At 60.3% G+C, this 25,104-nt stretch carries 28 protein-coding genes; 17 read left to right on the top strand and 11 right to left on the bottom strand.

Annotated features, from left to right (window positions below; genetic code table 11):
- The first annotated feature begins 155 nt into the window (after positions 1-155).
- Both Q0G75_RS00240 and Q0G75_RS00235 read left to right on the top strand, forming a co-directional pair.
- Complete coding sequence (locus tag Q0G75_RS00240; protein ID WP_294362264.1) at positions 156-1,421, top strand: RidA family protein; 1,266 nt, start codon at positions 156-158, stop codon at positions 1,419-1,421.
- A 475-nt stretch (positions 1,422-1,896) separates the two neighbouring features.
- Positions 1,897-2,733, top strand: a complete 837-nt coding sequence (locus Q0G75_RS00235; protein WP_294414480.1) for a DegV family protein — start codon at positions 1,897-1,899, stop codon at positions 2,731-2,733.
- 157 nt (positions 2,734-2,890) lie between these two features.
- Here Q0G75_RS00235 and Q0G75_RS00230 read toward each other — a convergent pair whose 3' ends face one another.
- The 5 genes from Q0G75_RS00230 to guaA form a co-directional block, all read right to left on the bottom strand.
- Positions 2,891-3,475: a hypothetical protein gene (locus Q0G75_RS00230; RefSeq protein ID WP_294414479.1), complete on the bottom strand. Its 585-nt coding sequence runs from the start codon at positions 3,473-3,475 to the stop codon at positions 2,891-2,893.
- 67 nt (positions 3,476-3,542) lie between these two features.
- Positions 3,543-3,752 (bottom strand): helix-turn-helix transcriptional regulator, encoded by a 210-nt coding sequence (locus tag Q0G75_RS00225; protein WP_294362268.1) that lies wholly within the window; start codon positions 3,750-3,752, stop codon positions 3,543-3,545.
- A gap of 283 nt (positions 3,753-4,035) precedes the next feature.
- Entirely contained in the window at positions 4,036-4,776 is a 741-nt protein-coding gene (locus Q0G75_RS00220; RefSeq protein WP_294414478.1) for an Abi family protein, read from the bottom strand.
- A gap of 180 nt (positions 4,777-4,956) precedes the next feature.
- Positions 4,957-5,592, bottom strand: coding sequence for a GyrI-like domain-containing protein (locus Q0G75_RS00215; RefSeq protein WP_294414477.1), 636 nt, complete (start codon positions 5,590-5,592; stop codon positions 4,957-4,959).
- Between the two features lie 120 nt (positions 5,593-5,712).
- Positions 5,713-6,693 (bottom strand): glutamine-hydrolyzing GMP synthase, encoded by a 981-nt coding sequence (guaA, locus tag Q0G75_RS00210; protein ID WP_294414466.1) that lies wholly within the window; start codon positions 6,691-6,693, stop codon positions 5,713-5,715.
- Positions 6,694-7,049: 356 nt separating this feature from the next.
- Between guaA and Q0G75_RS00205 the strand changes: the two genes are divergently transcribed.
- From Q0G75_RS00205 to modD, 5 genes are all read left to right on the top strand, one after another.
- Positions 7,050-8,192: an aldo/keto reductase gene (locus tag Q0G75_RS00205; protein WP_294414465.1), complete on the top strand. Its 1,143-nt coding sequence runs from the start codon at positions 7,050-7,052 to the stop codon at positions 8,190-8,192.
- Between the two features lie 345 nt (positions 8,193-8,537).
- Positions 8,538-9,356: a molybdate ABC transporter substrate-binding protein gene (gene modA / locus Q0G75_RS00200; RefSeq protein WP_294414464.1), complete on the top strand. Its 819-nt coding sequence runs from the start codon at positions 8,538-8,540 to the stop codon at positions 9,354-9,356.
- 69 nt (positions 9,357-9,425) lie between these two features.
- Positions 9,426-10,250: an ABC transporter permease gene (locus Q0G75_RS00195; RefSeq protein ID WP_294414463.1), complete on the top strand. Its 825-nt coding sequence runs from the start codon at positions 9,426-9,428 to the stop codon at positions 10,248-10,250.
- On the top strand, positions 10,232-10,963 hold the full coding sequence (locus Q0G75_RS00190; RefSeq protein WP_294414462.1) for an ATP-binding cassette domain-containing protein: 732 nt from the start codon (positions 10,232-10,234) through the stop codon (positions 10,961-10,963). Before Q0G75_RS00195 ends, Q0G75_RS00190 begins: the two co-directional genes overlap by 19 nt.
- 54 nt (positions 10,964-11,017) lie before the next feature.
- The gene (modD, locus tag Q0G75_RS00185; RefSeq protein ID WP_294414461.1) at positions 11,018-11,860 is read left to right on the top strand and encodes a ModD protein; all 843 of its coding nucleotides are present in this window, start codon (positions 11,018-11,020) and stop codon (positions 11,858-11,860) included.
- 266 nt (positions 11,861-12,126) lie between these two features.
- Here modD and Q0G75_RS00180 read toward each other — a convergent pair whose 3' ends face one another.
- Positions 12,127-12,711, bottom strand: coding sequence for a Crp/Fnr family transcriptional regulator (locus tag Q0G75_RS00180; protein WP_258795707.1), 585 nt, complete (start codon positions 12,709-12,711; stop codon positions 12,127-12,129).
- 161 nt (positions 12,712-12,872) lie between these two features.
- On the opposite strand from Q0G75_RS00180, the gene hcp reads away from it, so the two are divergent.
- Positions 12,873-14,447, top strand: coding sequence for a hydroxylamine reductase (gene hcp / locus Q0G75_RS00175; RefSeq protein ID WP_294414460.1), 1,575 nt, complete (start codon positions 12,873-12,875; stop codon positions 14,445-14,447).
- A 255-nt stretch (positions 14,448-14,702) separates the two neighbouring features.
- Here the strand turns inward: hcp and Q0G75_RS00170 are convergent, their stop codons facing one another.
- The 4 genes from Q0G75_RS00170 to Q0G75_RS00155 form a co-directional block, all read right to left on the bottom strand.
- The gene (locus Q0G75_RS00170) at positions 14,703-14,843 is read right to left on the bottom strand and encodes a hypothetical protein (protein ID WP_294414459.1); all 141 of its coding nucleotides are present in this window, start codon (positions 14,841-14,843) and stop codon (positions 14,703-14,705) included.
- A gap of 175 nt (positions 14,844-15,018) precedes the next feature.
- Positions 15,019-15,366, bottom strand: a complete 348-nt coding sequence (locus tag Q0G75_RS00165) for a GtrA family protein (RefSeq protein WP_294414458.1) — start codon at positions 15,364-15,366, stop codon at positions 15,019-15,021.
- 25 nt (positions 15,367-15,391) lie between these two features.
- Complete coding sequence (locus Q0G75_RS00160) at positions 15,392-15,760, bottom strand: VOC family protein (protein ID WP_114620271.1); 369 nt, start codon at positions 15,758-15,760, stop codon at positions 15,392-15,394.
- 445 nt (positions 15,761-16,205) lie between these two features.
- Positions 16,206-17,114, bottom strand: coding sequence for a DMT family transporter (locus tag Q0G75_RS00155; RefSeq protein ID WP_294414457.1), 909 nt, complete (start codon positions 17,112-17,114; stop codon positions 16,206-16,208).
- Positions 17,115-17,273: 159 nt separating this feature from the next.
- Between Q0G75_RS00155 and Q0G75_RS00150 the strand changes: the two genes are divergently transcribed.
- Positions 17,274-18,140 carry a LysR family transcriptional regulator gene (locus Q0G75_RS00150; RefSeq protein ID WP_294414456.1) on the top strand — a complete coding sequence of 289 codons (867 nt, stop codon included), beginning with the start codon at positions 17,274-17,276 and terminating at the stop codon, positions 18,138-18,140.
- 592 nt (positions 18,141-18,732) lie between these two features.
- Positions 18,733-18,945, top strand: a complete 213-nt coding sequence (locus Q0G75_RS00145) for a hypothetical protein (protein ID WP_294414455.1) — start codon at positions 18,733-18,735, stop codon at positions 18,943-18,945.
- Positions 18,946-18,999: 54 nt separating this feature from the next.
- Here the strand turns inward: Q0G75_RS00145 and Q0G75_RS00140 are convergent, their stop codons facing one another.
- On the bottom strand, positions 19,000-20,049 hold the full coding sequence (locus tag Q0G75_RS00140; protein WP_294414454.1) for a Fic family protein: 1,050 nt from the start codon (positions 20,047-20,049) through the stop codon (positions 19,000-19,002).
- A gap of 245 nt (positions 20,050-20,294) precedes the next feature.
- Between Q0G75_RS00140 and Q0G75_RS00135 the strand changes: the two genes are divergently transcribed.
- The 7 genes from Q0G75_RS00135 to Q0G75_RS00105 all read left to right on the top strand — a co-directional run bounded on the left by Q0G75_RS00135 (position 20,295) and on the right by Q0G75_RS00105 (position 24,852).
- Entirely contained in the window at positions 20,295-20,867 is a 573-nt protein-coding gene (locus Q0G75_RS00135; RefSeq protein WP_365910312.1) for a GNAT family N-acetyltransferase, read from the top strand.
- Between the two features lie 180 nt (positions 20,868-21,047).
- Positions 21,048-21,323, top strand: a complete 276-nt coding sequence (locus Q0G75_RS00130; RefSeq protein WP_294414452.1) for a hypothetical protein — start codon at positions 21,048-21,050, stop codon at positions 21,321-21,323.
- Between the two features lie 146 nt (positions 21,324-21,469).
- Entirely contained in the window at positions 21,470-21,910 is a 441-nt protein-coding gene (locus Q0G75_RS09325) for a transcriptional repressor (protein ID WP_365910309.1), read from the top strand.
- Positions 21,903-22,187: a hypothetical protein gene (locus Q0G75_RS00120; protein WP_294417667.1), complete on the top strand. Its 285-nt coding sequence runs from the start codon at positions 21,903-21,905 to the stop codon at positions 22,185-22,187. Before Q0G75_RS09325 ends, Q0G75_RS00120 begins: the two co-directional genes overlap by 8 nt.
- 67 nt (positions 22,188-22,254) lie before the next feature.
- Positions 22,255-23,244, top strand: a complete 990-nt coding sequence (locus Q0G75_RS00115) for a metal ABC transporter substrate-binding protein (protein ID WP_294417665.1) — start codon at positions 22,255-22,257, stop codon at positions 23,242-23,244.
- Positions 23,245-23,257: 13 nt separating this feature from the next.
- On the top strand, positions 23,258-24,028 hold the full coding sequence (locus tag Q0G75_RS00110) for a metal ABC transporter ATP-binding protein (protein WP_294417664.1): 771 nt from the start codon (positions 23,258-23,260) through the stop codon (positions 24,026-24,028).
- 2 nt (positions 24,029-24,030) lie between these two features.
- Positions 24,031-24,852, top strand: coding sequence for a metal ABC transporter permease (locus Q0G75_RS00105; protein WP_294417661.1), 822 nt, complete (start codon positions 24,031-24,033; stop codon positions 24,850-24,852).
- The last annotated feature ends 252 nt before the right edge of the window (positions 24,853-25,104 follow it).

Below are 25,104 nucleotides of genomic sequence, written 5' to 3'. Positions count from 1 at the left end.
ATTCACGGGATTCAACCGATAGAAGCTGGCAACGAATTTCTCGAAAATCGATTGACAATGACAATCGCCGTCAAGTTTAATGCGCTCTGACGCAAGTCGTGGGAAAACGTATTTGCGCAACCTCATTGAAGGCTGTCAACAGAAAGGGTATTGCCATGGCGGATAACGTGGTAGTGGCAAGGAACACCGAGAACGCACCGAAGTGCCCGATGTGCTCTCAGACCGTCGCTTTCTCCCATTACAACAACCTCTCGGCCCAGCTGCCTGTCGATCCTAAGACCGGCGCAATCGTCGAGGGCGGTGTCAAGGAGCAGGCAGAGCAGTGCTTCCGCAACATCGCAGCCATCGTTGCGAGCATCGATCATGACCTGAACGACGTCGTTCGCGTCACCATCTTCGTCAAGGACATCATGGACATCGACGTTGTGGAGAGGGCATACAAGTCCTTCTTCACCACCTATGTGCCCGCCCGCACCATCGTTGCCGTCAACGATCTGCCCATGGGCGCCCTGGTCCAGGTTGAGGCTCTGCTCACCAACGGCGAAGGCACCATCCCGAACGAGCCCCAGGCCGGCGACCTGGTCAAGTACGCCAACAACACCCACAACGCCCCGTTCGACGCGATGTCCACGCAGTCTGTGGCGTTCTCCCACTACAACAACATCACCGCTCAGCTGCCGATCGACCCGGTTTCCAACCAGATCGTCATGGGCGGCGTGCAGGAGCAGACCGCTCAGTGCCTGAAGAACATCAAGGCCGTCCTGACTGCCATGGATGTTCCGTTCGACGACATCGTCAAGGTCACCGTCTTCCTGAAGGACCTCGGCGACGTTGAGGCCATGAACGAGATCTACAAGCGCTTCTTCCCGGATTCGGGCATCGCCCGCGCCGTCAACTACCTGCCGGCCCGCACCGTGGTCGAGGTCGCCGACCTGCCGCAGCATGCGCTCGTGCAGATCGAGGCCGTGTGCTCCCACGGCGACGGCACCCCGCCGCAGGCCGTTGAGGCCCGTCATGGCCTGATCATCGAGGCCAACAACATCGCCAACGCTCCGAAGGACGAGCTGTCCTCCCAGACCGTGGCGTTCTCCCACTACAACAACATCTCCGCCCAGCTCGGCGTTGACCCGGCAACGGGCGCGCTGGTCGCCGGCGGCGTGAAGGCCGAGACCGAGCAGGCTCTGAAGAACATCAAGGCCATCATCGAGAGCGTTGACCATGTCCTGGAGGACTGCGTCAAGGTGAACATCTTCGTGAAGGACATGAACGACATGGACGCCGTCAACGAGGTGTACGCTCAGTTCTTCCCCGAGGGAACCCCCGCTCGTCGCGTGGTCGGCGTTGCGAACCTGCCCATGGGCGCCGCCATCCAGATCGACGCCATCTTCGGCAACTTCGAGGGCACCCCGCCGATCGCCTAGCGCATCATCCGCGGATCCTTGTCGATCATCGGGCAACCGATGGTTTTGGAAAGGGAACGGGATTTCGCCCGTTCCCTTTCTTGTGTTTGGGGAAGGTTGGCGTGTGAGTGTGGGCATTGCGAATAGGGGTGGTTGCAACGTTCGCGTGCTGCGGGGCGGGGCCGGCGCGGCAGCTTCGGGCGTCATAGCGCTTGCCTCATGATGATGCGTCCTTAGGGCGGCAGCGCCAGCGTATCCGGGCGTTGGTCCTTGCCTTCCCGTGCGATCAGGCCGCCGTAGCGCTTGCTGCGGCGGCCTTTTGGCTTGAGATTCGCCACATGGTCTTGCTTTATGGGGAAAGACCTGGGCATGATGGTTTCTTACGATGTTTGAGCGCGGACGGCCGCGCTTCGACTGGTGGATACAGGGAAAAGGAATGGATGCGAGGCGCCTGTCGCATGTGGGCGTCCTGACGCATCGGGAAAGGATGGCCTTCATGAAATGGAACGTGGTCACGGATTCAAGCTGCGACCTTATTCCGTCGGACTATCGATCCGATGCGATCGAGCTATCCAGCGTGCCGTTTGAGATCAGCGTCGGCGTTCGCGGGTATACCGATGACGAGCAGCTCGATATCGAGGAGATGCTGCGCGATATGGAGCAGGAGAAGACCGCCAGCTACACCTCGTGCCCCGCTCCGGGCGCGTGGCTTGAGCAGTTCGAGAAGGCGGACCGCACCATCGCCATTACCATCTCGTCGCAGCTGTCCGGCAGTATGAACAGCGCACTGACCGCCCGCGATTTAGCGCTCGAGGCAGACCCGGATAAGAAAATCTCCGTGCTTGATTCCCGTTCTACCGGCCCCGAGCTGGTTCTTTGCGTGCGTGAGATCGAAAGGCTTGCTCGCGAGGGGATCGACTTCGACGAGGCGGTGGACCGCGCGAATGCGTTTCTGGATAAGACCAAGGTGATTTTCGCGCTCTCGTCTTTCGACAACCTGATTAAAAACGGCCGTATGAATAAGATGGCGGGCTTCCTTGCCAAGGCGCTGGGCATGTGGGGTATCGGCAGCGCCAGCGACGAGGGCCGGATCGTCGTCGAGGGCAAGACGCGCGGCTCGAAGCGCACCGTCCGCGCGCTGATCGAGTGCATGAGGGAGCACGGGTTCTCCGGCGGCAACGTTGCCATCAGCCATTGCGACAACCATGCTGTTGCCCAGGCTTTAAAAGAGAGCATTTTGAGCGCATGGACGGATTCCGAGATCGAGATTCTCCCGACCAGGGGCCTTTGCAGCTACTATGCCGAACGCGGAGGCTTGATTGTTGGCTTTTAGCTGGAAGATTGTCGCGCATCGTTGATCCTGCAGATGCAACTCCATAGACAGCGGCGCTTCCGAAACGAGTTGAGCCGCGCCCAAGAAGATTGCCCGGGCGCGGCTCGTTGCATTTCCCTGACGGGGTGGCATGGGGCAGGGACCCTGCTCTTTTAAATTACAGGTCGTCGGGGCAGTCTAGCTCCGCTTCGATTTTCGCGCGGCGCTGCTTTGCCTCGAAGAATGCCAAGCACAGCGCGCCGAATACGGCAACGAAGATGGTCACGCCAAACACTACGCCCGTTGCCAGATTCGCTCCCCAAAAGACGCTTCCAATCGGTACGATCTGCGCCTCGGCGATGCAGCGCATAGCAGCGATGGCGAGTGCGCTTGCGATTCCGGTGATGCCCGAGATGAGTAGGAAGTAGCCCACGGGAATGTGCTCGGTTTGCCCGAAGCGGTTGGTGTCGACATAGCCTTTCCGCGTCTGCAGCACCGCACAGACGATCATCACGATGAAAAGCCATGCGTACATGACGGCGTCAACAGGATTTGCGAAGAGGCGAAACGCTTCGTCGGCGCCATCGTGCACCCACGCTACCTGCTGGGCCATGATTTGATACACGAGCAGCGTGAGCATGCCGAACGATAGCAGCATGAACCCAAGCTTATAGATTTTCGCGTTCTCGGCCTCGAGACGCTCGTCCTTCGGACCTGCGTATTCGCGCCATTTCCGGGCAAGTTTCATATTTTGCAGCTTCATGATTCCCTCCTAAAAGGATATGTTCGAGTTTGAGTTAACGTGCTGGGTTGCAGATGGCGAAACCGGGTTAGCGATCTTCGTCCCAGAAAAGGTCGTTTAGGGTGACATGAAGGGTTTTGCAAATGGCAACGCATAAATTAAGCGTGGGGTTATAACCGCCCGCCTCGATAAGGCCGATGGTTTGGCGTGTGACGCCGACGGCTTCGGCGAGATCGGATTGCGAAAGGCCCGCCGCTGCGCGCGCTGCCTTCATGCGTAGGTTTTTCTGGCCCGGCATGGGCTTCCTTTCGATATATGGACAAATATCCGTTGCAACATGACAGAAATATATTGCATCCAAATCACAATGTCAACTATATGTTGCATTATGAAATGTAAATGCGGCAAATTTGCTATCGGTACAAGAACTGTTGCAAACGATTTCTCACAAAAAAGGAGCTTTGCAAAGAGTAGCGCGTTTCGGACAGTCGATATGTCGCTGTGAGTTTATTCTTGCTCTAGGGTGGAGGTTGTGGTGCTTGGTCAATCTGCTTGGTGGCCAATCTAGGTGATTGAACTAGCTACAGTCTCACGCCTACCGGCGCTGGATGATTTTCGAGGAATCTCTCGACCGTCGTCTTCTTCTCGTTGCCGTGAAGGCTTTCGTAGGCCAGTGGCGATAAAGCCTTGAACAAGGAAAGCATGTCCGAATCGATTCCCATGGGCGAATGTCCATTTGGTCCAGGATTGAAAAGGCGCTCGTTATGCGCAACGCGGTTGCGCAGCTTGTTGATGGATTCGAGCTTCAGGTTGAGCTTCGCCCTGTCGGTTCCGGCAGGCCATGCGGCGTGCAGATACGGTATCCAAAGGTCGCGCTCGCGGCTTCGGTCTGTCATGTGGGCCCAGAAGCCGAGCATGAGCCCTGCAATCACCTGATCGGGGTTTGCAGGGTCGTGTGCCCGCCCACGGGCGTCGTTGATGGCGCGGCGATTTACCATGTTCACGTCGCGCAGTTTTTTCGCCTTGCTATTTCGCATGATGGGGCGTGTCACGGGTGAGCTCGCGTCGAAGAGCCAGTGCTCGTCACCCTGGAAGCGCTCGGTGAGAACTTGGTCGTACGCATTGCGCAGCGCGAGCTCGAAGTGCGCGATGTCTCCCATGAGGACGCGCCCCAGCATGAGGTTCCATTCGTGCAGCTCGAGCGCGCGATCGATGTTGCCGTCGCAAAGATCGAGGTAAGAAGAGAGCCTTGACGACGAAAGCCAGCGCTCCGCCCACTCGTGCCGTGCTTCGGTTTTGGGGCGCCCGCATGCGTTTGCCATAAGGTTTCTCCTGTAGATACAAATTTAGGCCCGGTGACTTGAATCAGCGGTCATCCCGGGCCCATCGTCAATCATTATACTCGCTGTTGCCGGTGCTGACAAACGTCCCACAATCGAGTCAGCTATGGGCCTTGCCGATTGAAAAGGCACGCTTGGAGCACATTGCGGCGCTTCGTTCCGCTAGATCGGCTTGATGGGATGGCGGATCACGGTCTTGAGCTTCTCCGGCGAGCACTTGCGCGGGTCGGAGAGGTAGATCTCGTGATGAAGACGAGTGTCAGTGAAGTCGAGCGCATAGCCTTGCTCGGCTGCGCATGCGTGCATGGCGTCTATGGTCGCCGGCTCGCCGTCGTAAGGCCCGGCGTGCATGCATTGAACGCATAAGCCCTCGTCGACCTTCAGCATCTCGACCACTGAGAAGTCAAGCTTCTTTTTGGCGGCAGCCTCCGAGATGGCCCAGTCGAAATCGTCGCGAGTGACGAAATCGGGCAGGCGGATGCAGGAGATGAAGTTAAAGTCGCCCTTCCGCGCATAGTCGATCTGACCGCCTGCAGGGTCCTGCCACCAGAACCCCTCGAGCGGCGGCACGACGAAGTCGAAATAGCCCTCGATTTCGCGAGGGCCCTTCTTCGACATCTTGAGAGTGTAGGCTACGCCGTAGAGCAGCGGCATGGCGCTCTGGTACTCGCTGCCCTCGATGTTGGGGTCGCCTTTGCCGCGCACGGCAATGTAGCTCATGGGCGGAATGGTCAGGATGCTCGGCTTGCACGACGGCTTGTAGAGCTCCTTGAATTCCTTCTTGAAATCGTATGCCATTAATCGCCCTCCCATAATTTGAGCTTCCCGCCGATATCGCTTCAAAGATAGCGATAGGCGCGGCTTCGGGAGAAACCGCGCCTATCGGCAGCCATTATATCACAGAACCGAACGGGTGTTCTACTCCCACTCCACCGTGCCGACGGGCTTGGGGGTGAGGTCGTAGCACACGCGGCAGATGCGGGGGACCTCCGCGGTGATGCGGGCGGTGATGCGCTTGAGCAGCGCCCAGTCAAGCTCGGGCACCTCGGCGGTCATGACGTCGACCGTGTTGATGCAACGGATGATGCAGGGCCAGTCGTAGGCGCGCTTGCCCTCGCGCACGCCGGTTGCGCGGAAGTCGGGAACCACGGCGAAGTACTGCCAGATGGTCAAGCCCGCGTTGTCGATCTCCTCGCGCACGATGGCGTCGGCCTCGCGCAGCGCTTCCAGGCGGTCGCGGGTGATGGCGCCCAAGCAGCGAACGCCCAGGCCGGGGCCGGGGAAGGGCTGGCGCTCGACCATGTTCTCGGGCAGGCCCAGCTCGCGGCCGACCACGCGCACCTCGTCCTTGTACAGCAGCTTGACGGGCTCGCACAGCTCGAACTGCAGATCATCGGGCAGGCCGCCCACGTTGTGGTGCGCCTTCACGCCGTCCTGGGACTCCAGGATGTCGGGGTAGATGGTGCCCTGTGCCAGGAAGCTGACCTCGTTGCCGACCTTGCGGGCCTCCTCCTCGAACACGCGGATGAACTCGGCGCCGATGATCTTGCGCTTGGCCTCGGGCTCCTCGACGTCGACGAGCTTGCCCAGGAAGCGGTCGGTTGCGTCCACGTAGACCAGGTTCGCATCGAGCTGGTTCTTGAACACGTCGATGACCTGCTCGCTTTCGCCCTTGCGCATAAGGCCGTGGTTCACATGCACGCAGATGAGCTGCTTGCCGATGGCGCGGATGAGCAGCGCGGCCACGACGGAGCTGTCGACGCCGCCGGAAAGGGCCAGCAGAACCTTCTTGTCGCCGATCTGCTCACGGACTGCGGCAACCTGTTCATCGATGAACGCCTGGGCAAGTTCGGGGGTGGTGATGCGCACCATGTCGTCGGGACGCTTGTTCGGATCCATGCAGAGCTCCTTTTAGTTCGCGGGTATGCGCTGCCGTGCGCAACGCATGAGTCATAACTCTATATTATATGCGGTTGGGTCCAGGTTTTCTTTTGCCGAGACCTGCTTTTTGCCCTCGAGCAGCGGATTTACCCTATTCGGCGGCAAGCGGGTCGTGCTCGCGTGCTGTCGAGAAGCGATATTCCGTTCCCTTTCGACGGCATGAGGCCGCGCGTTTTGCGCAGCTGCAGGGTTTGCTCCTGCGGCGTCGGTGTGGGAGCAGCCGTGCCATCGACGTATGCCTGCGGGTGCTCCTGGCGATTGTGCGGTTGCTCCTGGTAGGATACGGGTACGGTATCGAGCAAAGAGGGGGTTCCATGAAGTATAGGCATTTGGGCAGGACGGGGCTTGAGGTCAGCGAGATCGGTTTCGGCGCGGAGTGGATGCCGGGCGATGATCAGGAGAAGGTCTCCCGTTTGGTGGATTTCGCTGCGGAGCAGGGAGTCAACATCGTGGATTGCTGGATGGCCGACCCGGCGGTGCGCAGGGTTTTGGGCAATGCCGTCTGCGCGCACCGCGACAAGTGGATCGTGCAGGGTCACTTCGGCGCCACTTGGCAAAACAGCCAATACACTCGCACGCGCGACATGGATGCGGTGATCCCGGCATGGGAGGAGCTGCTCGCTTGCTTCGGCGGGCATATCGAGCTGGGGCTGATCCACTTCGTAGACGCGATTGCCGAGTTCGAGCAGATCATGAACGGCCCGTTCATCGAGTACGTGCGTGCCGAGAAGGCTGCCGGGCGCATCGACCACATCGGTCTGTCCACGCACAACCCCGAGGTTGCGCTGCAGGCTGCGGTCACGCCGGACATCGAGATGATCATGTTCTCCATCAACCCCGCCTACGACATGCTGCCTGCTTCCGAGGACATCAACGATCTGTTCAAAGACGAATACCAGCCAGGCCTTGAGAACATGGACCCGCAGCGCAAGCGCCTGTACGCGCTGTGCGAGGAAAACGGCGTGGGCATCACCGTCATGAAGCCGTTCGCGGGCGGGCGCCTGTTCGACGCCGAGAAATCGCCGTTCGGCGCGGCGATGACCCCCGTGCAGGCTTGCCATTATTGCCTGACCCGCCCCGCGGTCGCCTCCGTGCTGGCCGGGTTCAGGGACATCGAGGAATGCACGGGCTGCTTGACGTACGAAACCGCTGATGACGAGGCGAAAAACTACGCGTCCATCTTGGCTAGCGCGCCGCAGCACGCCTATTTCGGCAACTGCATCTACTGCGGGCATTGCCAGCCCTGCACTGTGGGCATCAACATAGCCGAAGTGAACAAGTATTCCGATTTGGCGCAGATGCAGGATGAGGTGCCCGCGTCTGTGCGCGACCATTACCTTGCCCTTGAGGTTCGCGCCGGGGACTGCACCGGATGCGGCGCCTGCGAGGCGAACTGCCCGTTCGGTGTGCCCATCGCGCAGCGCATGGAGGAAACCGCCGCGTTGTTCGGCGCTTAGCGGGGAAGGGGAGTGTCGGGGGCCTTGGCGCGATTTCCGGCATGAGGGATTTCGGCGGGATGGGTCTGTTTTCTTGATTGTCCCGATATCAAGCACCTTTGCGATTGCGGCACTCTGACCGGTTCCGCAGTTTCCAGGCTATAGAGCAACGCTTTATGACCAGGCATTTCTTTCTATTTGCGCCCAGCCACGAACTATCGCTTGCCTCAAGCGTTTATTTTCGTTCGCGATTATATGCTCTTGCAAACATTATCATCGTCTGTGTATAATCGGCGAAATGCCAGGCGCCCCTTCGCACGCGAAGGGGCGCCTGGTGGTATGGGGACAAAAAAGAAGGGAATCGCTATGAAAAAGACGAAGACCCGCTTGGCCGCGATTGCAGCCGTAGCGCTGAGCGCCGTGCTCGCCTGCGGCCTGCTGGCTGGATGCTCCTCCGACAAGGGCGAGCAGAAAACCGATCAGCCGGAGCAAACCGCCGCGGCAAGCCTTGAGGGCAAAAGCCTCAACATCTATTGCGGCGCCGGCATGACCAAGCCGTTCCAGGAGATCGCCGACGCCTTCAAGGCGCAAACCGGCTGCGAGATGAACATCACCTTCGCTAACGCCGCACAGATCCAAACGCAGATCAACACCACGCAGGAGGGCGACTTCTTCATCGCCGGCTCCGCTGATGAGCTCAAGCCCGTCAGCGACTATGTTGCCACCAGCACCGACCTGGTCAAGCACATCCCCGTCCTGGTCGTGCCTGCTGATAACCCCAAGGGCATCCAGACCGTCAGCGACCTGGTGAAGTGCGACACGCTTCTGCTGGGCGACCCGGAGTCCACGCCGATCGGCAAGATCGCCGTCAAGGTCATGACCGACGCCGGCATTATGGAGCAGGTCAAGCAGTCCGGTTCCATCACCACCTCCACTACGGCGCCGCAGATTGCCGAGGCCCTGGCCAAGGGCGAGGGCGACGCCGCCATCGTGTGGAAGGAGAATGCAGGTAAGGACGGCCTGACCATCCTTGAGAACTCCGGCATGGAAAACTACGTGAAGACCGTTCCGAGCGCCGAGCTCACTTGCACTGCCGACGCGGACGCCGCCAAGGCTTTCTCCGAGTTCCTGCAGACCGAAGCCGCTAAGAACATCTGGACCAAGTTCGGCTACGAGCTGGTGTAACGTATGTCCGCGGCACCTGAGCCAAAACGTCACAGAGGCCGCAAGCGCAACATCTTCCCGGCATTGTGCATGCTGGTAACGGGGATGGTGCTCCTGTTCATCGGGAGCGCCATCTTCGCTATTGTGGCGGGCGGCATCTCGCATTTCGGCGAGGCCATCAGCTCCGAGGAGGTGTTGTTCTCCTTGCGCATGAGCGTGACTACCTCGAGCATTTCCACCGTCATCTGCCTGCTGCTGTCGCTGCCGACCGCCTATGCGTTATCGCATGTGGCGTTTCCCGGCAAGCGCCTGGCTGAGATCTTGATGGAGCTGACGCTGTCGCTGCCTTATATCCTGCTGGGCTTCGCCTTGCTGCTGATCTTCTCGTCGCCGCTGGGCAAGGCGCTCAAGGAGGCGGGTTTCGCCGTGGTGTTCTCGCCTACAGGAATCGTGTTCGCCCAGATGATCGTGAACCTGCCCTTCGCCATCCGCATGATGCGCACGGCCTTCGCCGGCGTCAATCCGCGCATCGAATTCGTGGCGCAGACGCTGGGCGCCATGCCATGGGACGTGTTCCGCACCATCATCGTGCCCATGTGCCGCAACCAGATCATCAGCGCGTTCGTGCTGACCTGGGCGCGCGGCATGGGCGAGTTCGGCGCCACGCTCATGCTGGTGGGCGTGACGCGCATGAAGACCGAGACCCTTCCCGGCAGCATTTACCTGAGCATCTCGACCGGCAACACCGAGACCGCCATGGCCACGGCCATGATCATGCTGCTGGTGTCGGCGTTCACGCTGGTGGTGGCGAACGTGCTCGACCGTCCCACGGGCGAAAGCCGCGTGGGAAGGGCCGGCAAGGGCTTGGGCTTGAGGCGCATGAAGGCATGCGGGGAATGCGAGGGAAGGCGATGAGCGGCGGCAGCATCGAGATCCGCGACATGGTGGCGCGACGCGGCAGCTTCTCGCTGCGCGTTGACGACTTGCATATCGAGCCGCACGAGATATTCGCCATCGTGGGGGAGACGGGAGCCGGCAAGACCGTGCTGCTCGAGGCGATCGCCGGCGCGTTTCCCCTGGAGGACGGCAGCATCTTGCTTGACGGCAAGGACATTCGCTGTCTGCCCGTGCAACAGCGGCGGCTGGGGATCGTCTATCAGGATCACGCGCTGTTCCCGCATATGACGGTTGCAGAGAACATCGGTTACGGCCTGAGGATGGCGCGTGTCCCGAAGGCGGAGGCGGCACGCCGTGTGGAGGAGATGCTCGATTTGTTCTCCATCCGCCACATCGCCGACCGATACCCCGGCATCATCAGCGGCGGCGAGGGCCAGCGCGCGGCGTTGGCGCGCGCCCTGGTGCTGCAGCCCGAGATCCTGCTGCTTGATGAGCCGTTCTCGGCGCTCGACCCCACCACCAAGAAGCGCATGTACGAGACGCTGCGCAACGTGCACGGCCGTTTCCGCTGCACCGTGGTGTTCGTCACGCACGATTTCAACGAGGCATGCGGCCTGGGGCATCGCGCGGGCATCATCTTGGATGGCGCGCTGCAGGCCGTATGCCCCGCCGACGAGCTGTTCACCCGCGAGTTCTGCCCGCAGGTGATGGCGTTTTTGGGTCGCGGCTAGCGGTATCATCTTCAAGAAGGAAAACCACGCGCTAGGAAGCGCAAGGAGGAGCATATGTATATCCCGGACAGCTATCTCGATGAGCTTATCGCTTCCGACATTCCCAGCGGGATCGACTTGACCACGCACGTTTTGGGCATCGGCGCGCAGCCGGGCCGCATGGAATACTACACGCGCGACGCGGCCCTGCTTTGCGGGACCGAGGAGGCCGCCCGCATCTTCAGCCGCTTCGGCTGCACGGTGGCCGAAGCGCTTCCCAGCGGCACCATGCTTGCGCCCGGCGACGTGTTCATGACCGTTGAAGGCCCTGCGGCCGGTCTGCATATGGGCTGGAAGATCTGCCTGAACATCTTCGAGTACTATTGCGCGCTTGCCACCAAGGCCAAGCAGATGGTGGACGCCGTGCATGCCGTGAACCCGCTGTGCGAGGTGCTTTCCACCCGCAAGCTCATGCCCGGCACCAAGCCCTTCGACGTCAAGGCGCTCACGCTCGGCGGCGCCTTCCCTCATCGCCTGGGCTTGAGCGAGACGGTGCTCGTCTTCGATCATCACTTGACCTTCTACGGCGGGCTTGAGCAGTTCATCGCCGACTTGCCGCAGCTCAAGGCGAAGGTCTGCGAGAAGAAGCTGTTCGTCGAGTCGAGCACTGAAGACGCGGTGCGCCTGGTGGAGGCCGGCGTTGACGGCGTGCAGCTTGACAAGGTGGCGCCCGAGCAGGTCGCGCAGCTGGTGCCGCAGCTCAAGGCCATCAACCCCCGCGTGACGCTCATCGCTGCCGGCGGCGTCAACCTGGGTAATGCGGCCGAATACGCGGCCACCGGCGTGGACGGCCTGGCAACCACCTGCCTGCACTTCGCCAAACCTCTCGACATGAGCGTGCGTATGAGTGCACTGTAGGGCAGCGCCGGGTTTTGCGCGCTGCCCGCATGCAGGCTTCAAGGCTTGCATATGGGCAGCGCAGCGGAGCGCCTCCTGGTCAGCGCGAGATCGAGCCGATTGCGCCGCTCATCCGAGGAAACGCCTGCGAATCTCTATTTCGCGGGGATGATCTCGATCCACTGGCCGTCGGGGTAGGCGATGAAGTACGGGCCCATGCGGGATTTGCGTCGGTCGCAAAACGGGAATCCGTGCCAGCTGCAACGTGGCTGCAAGTTGCCAGCGCGCTACAGGAGCCGGTATGTGCGGCCTTCGTAGTCGATGACGCCTTCTTTGCGCAGCTTCGACAGCTCGTTCGACAACGCGCTGCGGTCGACGCTGAGGTAGCTTGCCAGCTTGGTTTGGCTGTAGGGGATGGTGAAGGCGCGGGTGCCGGCCTTTTTCTGCTGCTGTGAGAGGAAGGCGAGGATCTTGCCCCGTATGGTTTTGGGGGTCATGGCGATGGCGCGGCGGTTCATGTCAAGGTTGCTTAACGCTAAGGCTCGCATGAGGTTCGAGGAAATGTGCGAGTGGCAGCCGCACTGCTTGGGGCAAGGGTGGATGATGCGCTCGGCTTTGAGCAGCACCACCTCGCAGGCCGAATCTGCCAGCACGTCGATGTCAAGGGGCTCCATGCTGCAGGCGTATCCGTGAGCGAAAAGCGAGCCAGGTCCCAAGATATCCAGGATCGTCGTCTCGCCCCAGGCGTCCGAGACCTCGATTCTCACGCGTCCGGACAGGACGATGCCGAGGTATTCGGTGGGCTGGCCGGCGCGCATGATCCGCTCCTCCCGGCTGAAAGCCCTTCTTGTCGCCCCAAGGCAAGGCAGCATCAAGTTCGCTTCGTCTTGGGTTATGCCGGCGAAAAGCATTGAAGAAGAAGTGGGGATATCAAGCATTGGCTTCACCTGTAGGTTCTACAACAGAAATGTACGAGACACCACAGTATAGTGCAGTCACTTCGAAAAGACACCCTTTGATTGAGGAGCGCGAAATGACTGACGGGAACATGTTCTGCTTCCAATGCGAACAAACGGCGGGATGCACCGCCTGCACCGGAGCCGCCGGCGTATGCGGCAAGACCGCCGATGTGGCTCGGCTGCAAGACGAGTTGACCGGGGCGTTGGTCGCCCTGGCCCGAGCCGAGAACGGCGGAAAGGGGGATTCCGAGTCCGACGGGCTTATGCTCGAAGGCATGTTCGCCTGCGTGAGCAACGTCAGCTTCGACCCTGGGGCCATCGCCGCCCTCGAGCGCCGCGTTCGCGCTAAGGCTATCGCCCTGGGCGAATTCGATCTGTACGACATGGGCGAGCTTTGGCATGCTCAGGAGGATATCCGCAGCTTGAAGAGCCTGCTGCTCTTCGGCATGCGCGGCGTGGCGGCGTACGCCTACCATGCGCAGGCGTTGGGGAAGTCGGATCCGGCTGTGACGGCGTTCCTGTATGAGGGTATGCGGGCCGTCGGCTCCGATTTGGGCATGGACGAGCTGCTGCCTTTGGTTCTCAAGTGCGGCGAGGTCAACTTGGCCGCCATGGCCGCTTTGGAGGACGCGAACATCTCCGCCTACGGCAAGCCCGAGCCCGCGACGGTTGAGCTCAAGGTCGAGGCGGGCCCCTTCATCGTGGTCACCGGCCACGACCTGCACGACCTCAAGCAGCTTTTGGAGCAGACCGAAGGCCGTGGCGTGAACGTGTACACCCACGGTGAGATGCTCCCCGCAAACGCCTATCCCGAGTTGCGCAAGTATCCGCACCTGAAAGGCAACTACGGCACCGCGTGGCACAACCAGCGCAAGGAATTCAAGGACCTTCCCGCGCCGATCCTGTGGACAACCAACTGCCTGCTGAAGCCGGACGAGTCGTATGCCGATCGCGTGTTCACCACCGGTCCCGTGAGCTTCCCGGGCGCGCATGTCGTCGAGGTGGGCGAAGACGGCGCCAAGGACTTCTCGGCCCTTATCGATAAGGCGCTGGAGCTGGGCGGCTGGGACGCTGATCGGAGCTTCTCCGGCATCAACGGCGGCACCAGCGTCACCACCGGATTCGGCTACGACACCGTGATGAGCGTTGCACCCGCGGTCATCGATGCGGTTAAATCCGGCGACATCAAGCGCTTCATTCTGCTGGCGGGCTGCGACGGTATGCGCAAGGAGCGCAGCTACTACACCGACTTCGCCAAGCTTGCTCCTTCCGATTCCGTCATCTTGACCCTTGCCTGCGGTAAGTACCGCTTCAACGATCTGGACCTGGGCAGCGTCGGCGGCATCCCGCGCCTGCTGGACGTCGGCCAGTGCAACGACGCCTACGGTGCGATCAAGATCGCGCTCGCGCTTGCGGATGCCTTCGGCTGCGGCGTGAACGATCTGCCGCTTTCCATGGTGCTCTCCTGGTACGAGCAGAAGGCGGTGTGCATCCTGCTCACGCTGCTGCACTTGGGTATCAAGGACATCTACTTGGGCCCCACGCTTCCGGCGTTCGTGAGCCCCGGCGTGCTGCAGGTGCTGGTGGACAACTACGGCATTCGCCCCATATCCACCCCTGAGGCAGACCTTGCCCAGATCATGGGCTAGCTGGCCGATCGTTTCCCTTCGGGCATGCCGCGGTCTTGTCGTCCCCTTCGCCGGAAAACCGGCTTAGGGGCGATGATCGCGGTTCTGCTCCGATGGAATCAGACCGGGTGGCAGCGAAAACCGAGCCTTACCCAGGGCGATGGACAACTCATTTCGTCATCAGCGATGCATCCGATTTGGATGATGAATTGTTTGATCGGGCCGAGCAAGCATATCGGTTTGCCAACCGTATTGCCGTTTGACGGTCCAGTCGCGCTATCCTTTCCGGACGTACCCTGTCGCAGGGCCGGCTCCCACCTTCTCGATTTGGCCGCCTGCCAACAGATCCGATAAGGCGTGCTCGATGGTGGTCTGGCTGATGTCCGGGCATGCGGCGGCGATGTCGCGCTTGCCCACCACCTGCCTTCACTTCGCCAAACCCCTCGACATGAGCGTGCGCATGAGCGCGCTGCAGGGGAGCGCCGGGTTTTGCGCCCTTACTTGAAGATGACCCATTTGCACAGGCAGAAACCCCAGATGCCCTGCATTGCCATGGTGATGAACTTCCCCGCCATCTGCGGGCAGCCGAATGTTACGGCCGCCCAACCGATGAACCAGGTGCCGAATAGGAAGTTCCAGACATACAAGGCGATGAACATCGCCCGCTGCGCCAGAAGTTGCTCGATGCCTTGAACGTGATGTTGCGGTTCATAAGGAAGTTGAACGAGCCGGAGCATGCGACGGCGATGCCGTTCGCGATGCCGGTCGGCATCGCAAGCTGCGCGGCCGCGAACACGCCGAACTCGACAAACGTCTGCATAATGGATACGCCGTAGTACATGAACGCCTGCCGAATGCCCTGGGCGAGGATCGATCGGCCGGGATGTTTTTCCGAGGCATGAATCTGCGAGTTGCCGGTATGTGGGGTGTTGGGTTTCATTTGCAAGGCGGCTTAATGCTAATTCTTATTTCGCGGGGATGATCTCGATCCACTGGCCGTCGGGGTCGGCGATGAAGTACAGGCCCATGCGGGGGTTCTCCCGGATGATGCAGCCCATCTTCTCGTGGAGCTCGTGGAAGGCGTCGAAATCGTCCACGGCGAATGCGATGTGGGTGTCCTTGCCGCCGTTGTCGTAAGGCTCCACCTGGCCGCGATTCCAGGTGAGCTCGATCTCGAAGGGCGCCTCGTCGTTTGCCATGAAGGTGTTGGTCCAGGAGCCGTCCTCGGGGCCCATCTCGCGCACCACCTTCATGCCCAGCGCCTCTTGATAGAACTTGATGGTTGCTTCCTTGTCCAGCACATGGGTGCAGCGATGGACGAACTTTGCTTTCATGCTATGTCTCCTTTGGGCGCGGGCCTTGCGCTTTGTGCCGGCGCCTATCGATGGCCCTTCTGGCGGGTGGATGCGCAGGTGGACCTTTTTCAGACTGTCATGGTAGAGTTTACCTTTTCTCGTCCGGAAAGCTGTCGTCGGGTAGATGGTCGCCAGTGCCAACACATAATCGCGATAGCGGGCGTGAACGTGGCAACCGCACTGCTTGGGGTAGCGCGCATGATCCGCTCCTCCCGGCTGGAAGCCCCTCTTGTCGCCCCAAGGAAAGCAGCATCAGGTTCGCTTCGTCTGAATCGGTTGCACTATGCTGGACGGTTTCATGAGGGATGTCGGCTCGCCTGAGGGAAAGGAACCCGCATGCTAGACCCGAAGAAGGTGTAGCCAATTCAAGCCGGGCGATCTGCATCAAGTTCTCTTTGGTTATCTGCGCAGGGGGCTGTGGGGCTTACGAAACCCGCTTGGGTTCCACTGCCATCGCCTCTTGCGGGTAGGCTGGGGCATGCAGACGAGGCGGCTCGATGGTGGCGACGAATACGCCGGCCATGATGAGCGCCGCACCCAGGAAGGCGATGGGGGTCAAGACCTCGCCAACAAGGAAAAACGAGAACACCGCAGAGCAGACCGGCTCGAGCGAGAAGGCGAACCCGGTGGTCTCGGCGGGAACATGCGGCTGCACGTAAGCCTGGGTGATGAAGCCGTAAGCCGAGCAGATGAGCGCGAGGGCGATGATGACCGTGAGCTCGGTCGGGGTGCTGGGAAGCGTGATGCCGCCGAGCGCGGCCGCGCCGATGCCTGAGAACAGGCCGGCGAAGGCCAGCTGCCAAACGCCCAAAGCCAGCGGGTCGACCTGCTCGACGAAGCGCTTGCTGATGATGATGTGGGCGGCGTAGACGAACGCCGAAAGCAGCATGACGAGCGCGCCGGGGTTGAGGCTGGTGAAGTCGGCGCCCGAGAGCAGCAGCATGCCGCCGGTTACAACGGCGGTGCCGAAGAGCACCTTGCGCTCGGGGGCGCGGCGCAGCAGCAGAGCGTTGGCGAATGGCACGATCACGACCGTCAGGCTCTGCAAAAAGCCGGCAGTGGAAGCCGAGGTGAGGCTCGAGCCCAGGCACATGCAGGTGAGCTCGACCGCCATGATTGCGCCGATGACGGCGGCGCGGACGATGAGGTCGCGGTTGATGCGGAAGGTGCACTTGTGAAAAAGCAGCACGCAGACGATGAAGGCGATGGTGCAGCGCAACGCGACGATGCTCGTGGCGTTCATGCTGTCCATGCCGATCTTCATCAAAGGGTACGAGAAGCCCCATGCGACGGGAACGGAAAACGAGAGCGCGATTGCCTTTTTGCGATCCATGGGACTCCTTTTGTTTCGAAATGGTTTCACGAAAAGGATTGTGCGCTGCTAAAACGATGTAGTAAAGCGAATGTATCTTCAGTATGATTAAGCAATGCTAATAGAAGATATACAGGCTGCGGCAAAACGCGCCACGGTCTTTTTGCCATGGGGGGCGTTATGTCATCACGGTATCAGGTCGTCTGTGCGGTGGTCGATCGCGGGAGCCTTAAGGCGGCGGCCGACGAGCTGGGCTATACGCAAAGCGCGGTCAGCCAGGCGGTCAAGGCGCTCGAACGCGAGCTGGGCACCACGATTTTGGAGCGGGGCAAGCAGGGCGTTTCGCTTACGCGCGACGGGAAGCAGTATCTGCCCTACCTGCGCCAGATCGTGACGGCCGAGGCCGAGCTTGAGGGAAAGCGCCAAGAGCTGCTAGGCCTGTCTTCGACCGACATCCGCATAGCAACCTTCACCAACGTGAGCCGCACCGTGCTGCCGCGCGTGATCCGCGGCTTCAGCGCTCTGTATCCTAACGTGCACTTTACCCTTAAGCAGGGCGATTACACGCGCAACGCCCAGTGGGTGCACGACGGTGCGGTCGATTTTTGCTTTACCGCGCGGGGTTTTGAGGCAGGTCTTGACAAACGTATGGTCTATCACGACGAGATGGTGGCGTTGGTGCCCTTCGACCATCCGTTGGCTGTTAAAGCGCGGGTAACGCTTGAGGATCTAGCAGCTGAACCTTTCCTTTTGCTTGACGAGGGCGAGCAGAGCCTGGTGCTCGATGCGTTTGCCGCCCATGGGCTGCAGCCGCGGTTGACGAGCAAGGTGACCGACGACTACACCATCATGGCGATGGTCGAGGAGGGCTTGGGCGTCAGCATGCTCTATCGCCGCACCGTGGAGGGCGTGCGCGCTGATATCAAGGTGCTTCCGATTGCGGCGGCTCCGTCGCGCGACGTGGTGGCGGCATGGCGAAGCTGGGATACCATGCCCATCGCCACCAGGAAGTTCATCGATTACATGAGCTCGCATATCGAGGCTTAGCTGCTTGCGGTATCGAAAATGGGATTGCCGGCGGTTTATGGGATGGTGTGCAGAGGACCCATCGATAAGAAGCGATAGACGTGGAATGGGTTTTAGCCGCAGGGACGAAACAGGCACATGGTTTCGAGGACTTAAAACTGGGCATAATCTGGTGCGGGTGCTTCGACGGGAACGAGAAGTCGAAGAGGGTTTTCCATCGCGTTAAAGCGATTGTTCAACTGCCCGCACGGCGCTCGTCGGCCATCAGCTATTACACAAGCGAATCAGCGCAGGCGGCTTGTAAGCGGTTCGCAAAACCGCAGTGCAGCTACGTGGACAGGCCCGTTTCCTCGAGCTTCGCGTGCACGATGTTCGTAATTGCAGGGCTCGCGACGATTGCCATGGGCGTGCTCGTCTTCTTCCTTATTCCACTTTAGGCAATCGGGCGGGAGGAGCCGATCCGGCAGTGGCCTTGCGGCCCCCCTCAATCGATCGACATCGAGCTTACCCCGACGGTATATGAAAGGCTTCATATACAAGCGCTCAGCGAAAAAGAGAAGAAGCAGATCAGGCGCTACCGCGTATGCCCCAAAGTCGCCCTGCGGGCGTCATCATGTCGTTCGTGCTGTGCGTCCTTATCGTGCCGCTGGAAATGATTGACGACCTGGTTTTCCATAACGACGGCTTCCAGCCGGTCGGGATCGATACCGGGATCGCCCTCATCGCGCTTTGCGTTGCCTGCTCCTTCGATACCGAATCGGAGGAGGAGTTCGACGAATGCTCAAGGCCGCAGATCGCGCTTTCGATATGGAAAGCGAATGCATAGCGATGTCCCTGACGGGGAAGTGCAGAGGGTTTGCCGTTTGACGATCCAGCTGCGCTATCCTTTCCAGACGTACCCTGTCGCAGGACCGGCCCCCACTTTCTCGATTTTACCGCCTGCTAACAGATCCGATAAGGCGCGCTCGATGGTGGTCTGGCTGATGTCCGGGCATGCGGCGGCGATGTCGCGCTTGGTCACCTTGCCGACGGAGCCGCGTAGCACCGCCTCGACGCGCTCGGCTTTGGTGAGCCTGGCGTCTGCCACCGCGGAGACGCGTTCCTCGAACTCGCGGTATGTAGCAAGGATTGCTCCCAGCATGTAGCGCACGAACGGGCCGGGGTCGTTTCGGCCCTCGTGCCATCCTTGCGAGCTTGCTGCTAAGGCGTCGTAGTACGCGTCCTTGGTGCGCTCGATCTCCTTCTCTATGGAGACGTACTTGCCAGCCATGTAACCCGCCTTGTACAGCAAAAGCAGGGTAAGCAGCCTGGACATGCGCCCGTTGCCATCGTTGAAGGGATGGATGCAAGTGAAGTCGAACACGAATGTCAGAGAGGTAAGCAACGGGTCCATCGACTCGCTCGCAACGGCGTCGCGATATGCGGAGCATAAACGCTCCATAGCGTCCTCGGTGGCCACTGCGGGAACGGTTTTCAGCCGCACGTACTCGGTGCCGTCCGGACGTATGCCGCGCACCTCGTTGTCGCCGACCTTGAAGTGCCCGCCCAGGGAGGACGGCGTGTACCGGTACATTTGCCGGTGAAGCTGCAATATGACGTTCGGTGTGACATCGATGAAGTCATGGCTCTCGTGTATGGTGGCCAGCACGTCGCGATAGCCGGCTATCTCCTCCTCGTCGCGGGAGCGCAAATTCGACTTCTCGGACATGATCTGTTGCAGGCGCCTGTCGCTGGTGCGTATGCCCTCGATGCGGTTTGAGGCCTCGGTTGACTGGACCTTCGCAACTTCCGTCAGGGCATCAAGGACATCCGCCTTGGCGTTGAGGTAGAGCGCCTGCCGACCCTTGTATTCATGGACCGCCGTGAGCAGTCCCACGGTCTTCGGCGTTAGCAAGCCTTGCGGCATCTGCGTGTAGTCGAAATGCCTCATGTGCGTTTCCTATCTGCATCATCCATCGTTTATCTGCATCATATTGTAATCATTGATGCAGATATATTCCAGATGAGGCAGATGGATGCGCGAAAAAGCACGACAGACGCCGGAAGCGCCTACGTGAACAGGGCTATGCTCCCTGTTCACGTAGGCGCTTCCGTGCGGAAAACGTCAGCATCCCCCGTGTCGAGCTTTGTCGTAGCGAATACAATGGGGCAACCAATAGCAATCGAGATTAGTCGATGAGGGTAGATATGCAATTGACAACGGAACGGCTGATACTGCGCCCATGGGCCGAAGCGGACGCAGAGGACCTGTACAGATACGCGAAGGACGACAGGGTGGGGCCGATTGCCGGTTGGCCGCCTCATTCGAGCGTTGACGACAGCGCCGAAATCATCCGCACCGTGTTTTCCGCGCCGGAGACATACGCCGTTTGCCTGAAAGAAGACAACAGGGCCATCGGAAGCATAGGGTTGATGATCGGTGCGCGGTCCGACAAGGAGATCCCGGACACCGAGGGGGAAATCGGCTACTGGATAGGCGTCCCATTCTGGGGCAAGGGGCTGATACCGGAGGCGGTTCGAGAGCTCGTTCGCCATGGTTTCGAGGACTTGAAACTGGACAAAATCTGGTGCGGATACTTCGACGGGAACGAGAAATCGAAACGCGTTCAGGAAAAATGCGGCTTCACCTGGCACCGCACCCGCAAGGACGTCTACTGCGAGCTGATGGGCGACATCCGAACAGAGCAAATCACGTGCCTGACAAGAGGTGATTGGCTGAGTCGGGGCATACTCGATTGCGTCGTGTAGGGACTTGGTGACAATGTATTGTCCGTCATCGTAGCAGACCTTCACCTTGTCGAAACGCTGTAGGTATTCCAGGTTGTCGAAGATCAGGTTGACCATATTCCTTCTCATTCTTGTGATGAGCGCCGCGGCGCTTTTGAAATCGCTCTTTTCGTAGGAGAAGGCGTGGTACATGATGGGCATATGCTGAAGCATCGTGAAGAATGCCTGCAGAAGGCGCTTCCTGTCTTGGATGTCCATCCCTTCGTAATCGTCATGGCTGTTCAGCAGTGGGGACGTGTGCAGCGGAATATCCGGCGGTCCCTTGTCATGCAAGGCGTTTCCTATGCCGTTATGGCGATAAGCGCATTTGCGGTTGCCCGTCCTTTGGCGTGGGTCATGTTAGGTTGCGTGGCGGTGTTCTTGTTTTGGCTGATCGGGTTCCATGTTCCAACGGCTTCCGCAAAAGGGGCCGAATGATGGTGGAGCAGCGCTAGATCTTTTTGCACCGGGCGTCGGGCGAGTCGTCATGAAATAACTCTCCGCTATTTGCGAAACGTTCTTGGCAACCCGCATGCCTCACTCTAATATGCGAACGGTTCTCAAATTGAAGGCAGGCGGAAGGTATGCGCGAACAATACAACACGGCACAGCGGCAGGCTATCATCGATTGTCTGTCCGAAGCGGGCAGTCATATGACTGCCTCGGCTGTGTGTACCGCGCTTGCCGAAGGCGGCCGCAAAGTTTCGTCTGCCACGGTGTATCGCCAGCTGGAGAAGCTCGTCCTTGAAGGCGTTGTCGTGAAATCGCAGCCAATCGGCGAGAAGAGCGCCTGTTTCGAGCTGCTCGATAAAAGCGCGTGCGTGCCCGAGCGTTGCTATCACATGAAGTGCCTTTCGTGCGGCAAGCTCATCCATCTTAACTGCGAAGAAATAGACTTCCTGTGCGCCCATATGCTGGCCAAGCATGGCTTTCGCCTTGATATGTTGAGCACTGTCCTGTTCGGCACGTGCGAAGCGTGTGCGAAGGAACGCGCTGCGAGCAGCGGGGAGGGCCTCGATGAATAGCGTGCGCACACGTATTGCCGCGCTGGTTTTGACCTTCGTCTTGCTCGCGCCTGCGCTGTTCATCGTTGCCGAAGCCCAGCATGACTGCCAGGGCGATGAGTGCCAAGTTTGCCAGGTACTCACCATCGCTTCTTCTATCATCCAAACCGCCGCCGACGTTGTTGCCGCGGCGTCCGAAGCTGCTTTATTTGCTGTATTCGTGCTGCTGATCGCCGCGCGACCCTCTCATGCGGCGTCTAATACACTGGTCGGACTTAAGGTGAGGCTCGACTGCTAGGGTGCATCTTCCTCGATTATGTACGTCATGCCCGCAAAAAGGCATTCCTAGCAGGAGATATATACCAATGATGAAACTGAATAAGATGATGTACGCAGCTTTCGCGGCTGTGGTGGCCGTGCTGTGCGTCGTGGGGCTTTCCGCATGCTCCGGCACCTCGAACAGCTCGAATACGGCTGCGAACGATAGCCAATCCTCAAACGAATCCCAGAAGGTCCAGGTGGTGGCAAGCTTCTATCCGATGGCCGACTTTGCCCAGAAAATCGGAGGAGAACACGTTGAAGTCACGAACCTCTGCCCAGCGGGAACCGAACCGCATGAATGGGAGCCGTCGCCGAGCGACGTCAAGACCATCGAAGGTGCCGATGTCTTCGTCTACAACGGGGCGGACATGGAGGGCTGGGTTAGCGATACCCTGGCCTCCTCGAACCTCCGCGGCACCGTTGTTTGCGCATCCGACGGCATTAACCTGCGCCTCGCCGACCATAGCCATGATGCCGATGGGGCCGATGCGGGCGAACACGCTGGTAAGCACGACCCGCACGTGTGGCTTGCGCCCGAAAACGCGAAGAAGGAAGCCGAGAACATCAAGGACGCGCTGGTAAAGGCAGACCCCGACAACGCTTCCGAATACGAGGCGAACTACACGAAGTGGGCGGGGGAGTTCGACTCTCTTGAGAAGGAATTCTCCGAACAGCTCTCTCAGACCTCCGGCAAGACTATCGTCGTGTCCCATGAGGCGTTCGGCTATCTGTGCGATGCCTACGGCCTGACCCAGGAGCCCATCACGGGCATGGATGCGGAAGGCGAGCCCGATGCGAAGGCCATGGCCGAAATCGTGCAGTTCGTGCGCGACCACAATGTGAAGGTCATCTTCTCCGAAGACCTGGTGAGCCCGAAGGTTGCCCAGCAGATCGCCGACGAGACGAGTGCTTCGTGCGAGGTGTTGAACCCTGTCGAAGGGCTCGAGCAGGACGAGCTCGATGCCGGCGAGGATTACTTCTCCGTTATGCGCGACAACCTCAAGGAGCTTGTCAGCGCGCTGAACCAGCAGTAAGGCGGGGATGGGCATGAGCGGAAACCTCGGCGAATTCGCAAGAGGCCGTAGCTCGGTAGGCGATGCGCTGCCGTGCTCGGTGCGGATGTCGCATGTGTCGTTCTCCTACGGGGAATCGACGGTGCTTGTGGATGCGAATTTGCGCGTCGAGCAAGGCGAGGCCTGCATGATCGTAGGGGAGAACGGCGCCGGGAAGTCGACGTTGCTCAAAGTCATGCTCGGTGCGCTTTCTCCGGCGACGGGGAGCGCCGAGTTGTTCGGCGCTTCGGCTTCCTCGTTTCGCGATTGGCGGCGCATCGGGTATGTTCCCCAGCGCATTGCGGGCACTTACGAGCGGTTCCCGGCGACCGTCCGGGAAGTGGTGGCCGCAAATCGCTATGCCGTTCGCAAGGGGTTTCCGCCTCGCTCGGAAAACGATAACGCTGCTGTCGAGCAGGCTCTTGACGATGTCGGTATGAGCCGCTTTGCCAAACGGCTTATCGGGGAACTATCGGGAGGTCAGATGCAGCGGGTGTTTTTGGCTCGCGCCCTTGTCAACCGGCCGGATCTGCTCGTGCTCGATGAGCCGACCAGCGGGATGGACGTCGACGCGGTCGAGTCGTTCGCCTCGCTGCTGCGCGACATCACGGCCGCAAGGGAGCGGTCGGTGGTTGTGGTGACGCATGATACGCGTCGTCTCTCCGGGCTGCCGGCTCGCATTCTGCGCTTGGAATCGGGAGTCTTCGAAGAGTGCGAGGGAAGCGCGTCCGACCGCCGCGCGTGCGTCCCGGAAAGGGAGGCTTAAGGATGCTGCAGCTGCTTGCCGATATGTTCTCCCATGGGTTTATGACGCGCGCGTTCATCGCCGGCGTCGTGCTTGGCGCGGCGATTCCGCTGGTGGGCGTCGTGGTGGTGCTCAAGCGCCTGTCGATGGTGGGCGATGCGCTTTCGCACGCCTCGCTCGCGGGCGTGGCCGCCGGGCTTATCGGCGGAATCAACCCCGTCGCAGGCGCCACGGTTGCTTGTGTTGCGGCGGCGCTCGCTATCGAGGGTATCCGCCGCCGCTTCGAAGGCCATGCCGACCTTGCGATTGCCGTCGTTATGGCGACGGGCGTGGGCCTTGCCGGCGTGCTTTCCGGGTTCACGCCGAACAGCTCCACGTTCTCGAGCTTCCTGTTCGGCAGCATCGTGACGGTGGGCGACGACGAGCTTGCGGCCGTTGTCGTGCTCGGCGTCGCGGTGGCGGCGCTGTGCCTTGTGTTCCGCCGCGAGCTGTTCTGGGTGACCATCGACGAGCGCGCCGCTCGGCTCGCCGGCGTGCGCGTGACGGCGGTGAACTTCGCGTTCATCCTGATAACGGCCGTGGCGGTGTCCATCGCGTCGCGCACGGTCGGCACGCTGATCGTGAGCTCCATGATGACCGTGCCCGTGGCCTGCGCGCTGGTGGTGGCGCGCAGCTGGAGGCAGACTATCGCGATTTCGTGTGCGGTGGGCGTGATGAGCGCCGCCGCCGGGCTTGTTGCTTCATATGTGTTCGGCTTCAAGCCGGGCGGCGCGATCGTACTGGCGGAAGTCACGCTGTTGCTGGTTTTCATCGCCGTGAAGGCGGTAGGCAAGCGCGCCTCTTGATATTGGCTGCAGAAGATCGCCGAATGGATCCGGCTGCGGCGATTACGCATGTTGCCTTCTACGCCGGCTGGCCGAAGGCGTGGGCCGCGTTTAATCTCGCCAAGAGCGTGTACGGGGATGAGGAATAGCATGGGCATCGCTCAAGAGTCCGAATTCAACGCTGCCAACGTGATCGGGAAAGGCAATCCCAACGCTGCGTTCGCGATGCCGGGTTAACAACATTCAACTAGCAGACGGATCGGACACGCAGTC

The sequence above is a fragment of the uncultured Senegalimassilia sp. genome, assembly GCF_934636665.1.
GTDB lineage: Bacteria > Actinomycetota > Coriobacteriia > Coriobacteriales > Eggerthellaceae > Senegalimassilia.
Note: the sequence above shows the minus strand (reverse complement) of the source record. Positions and strands in the feature narration are given on the sequence as shown.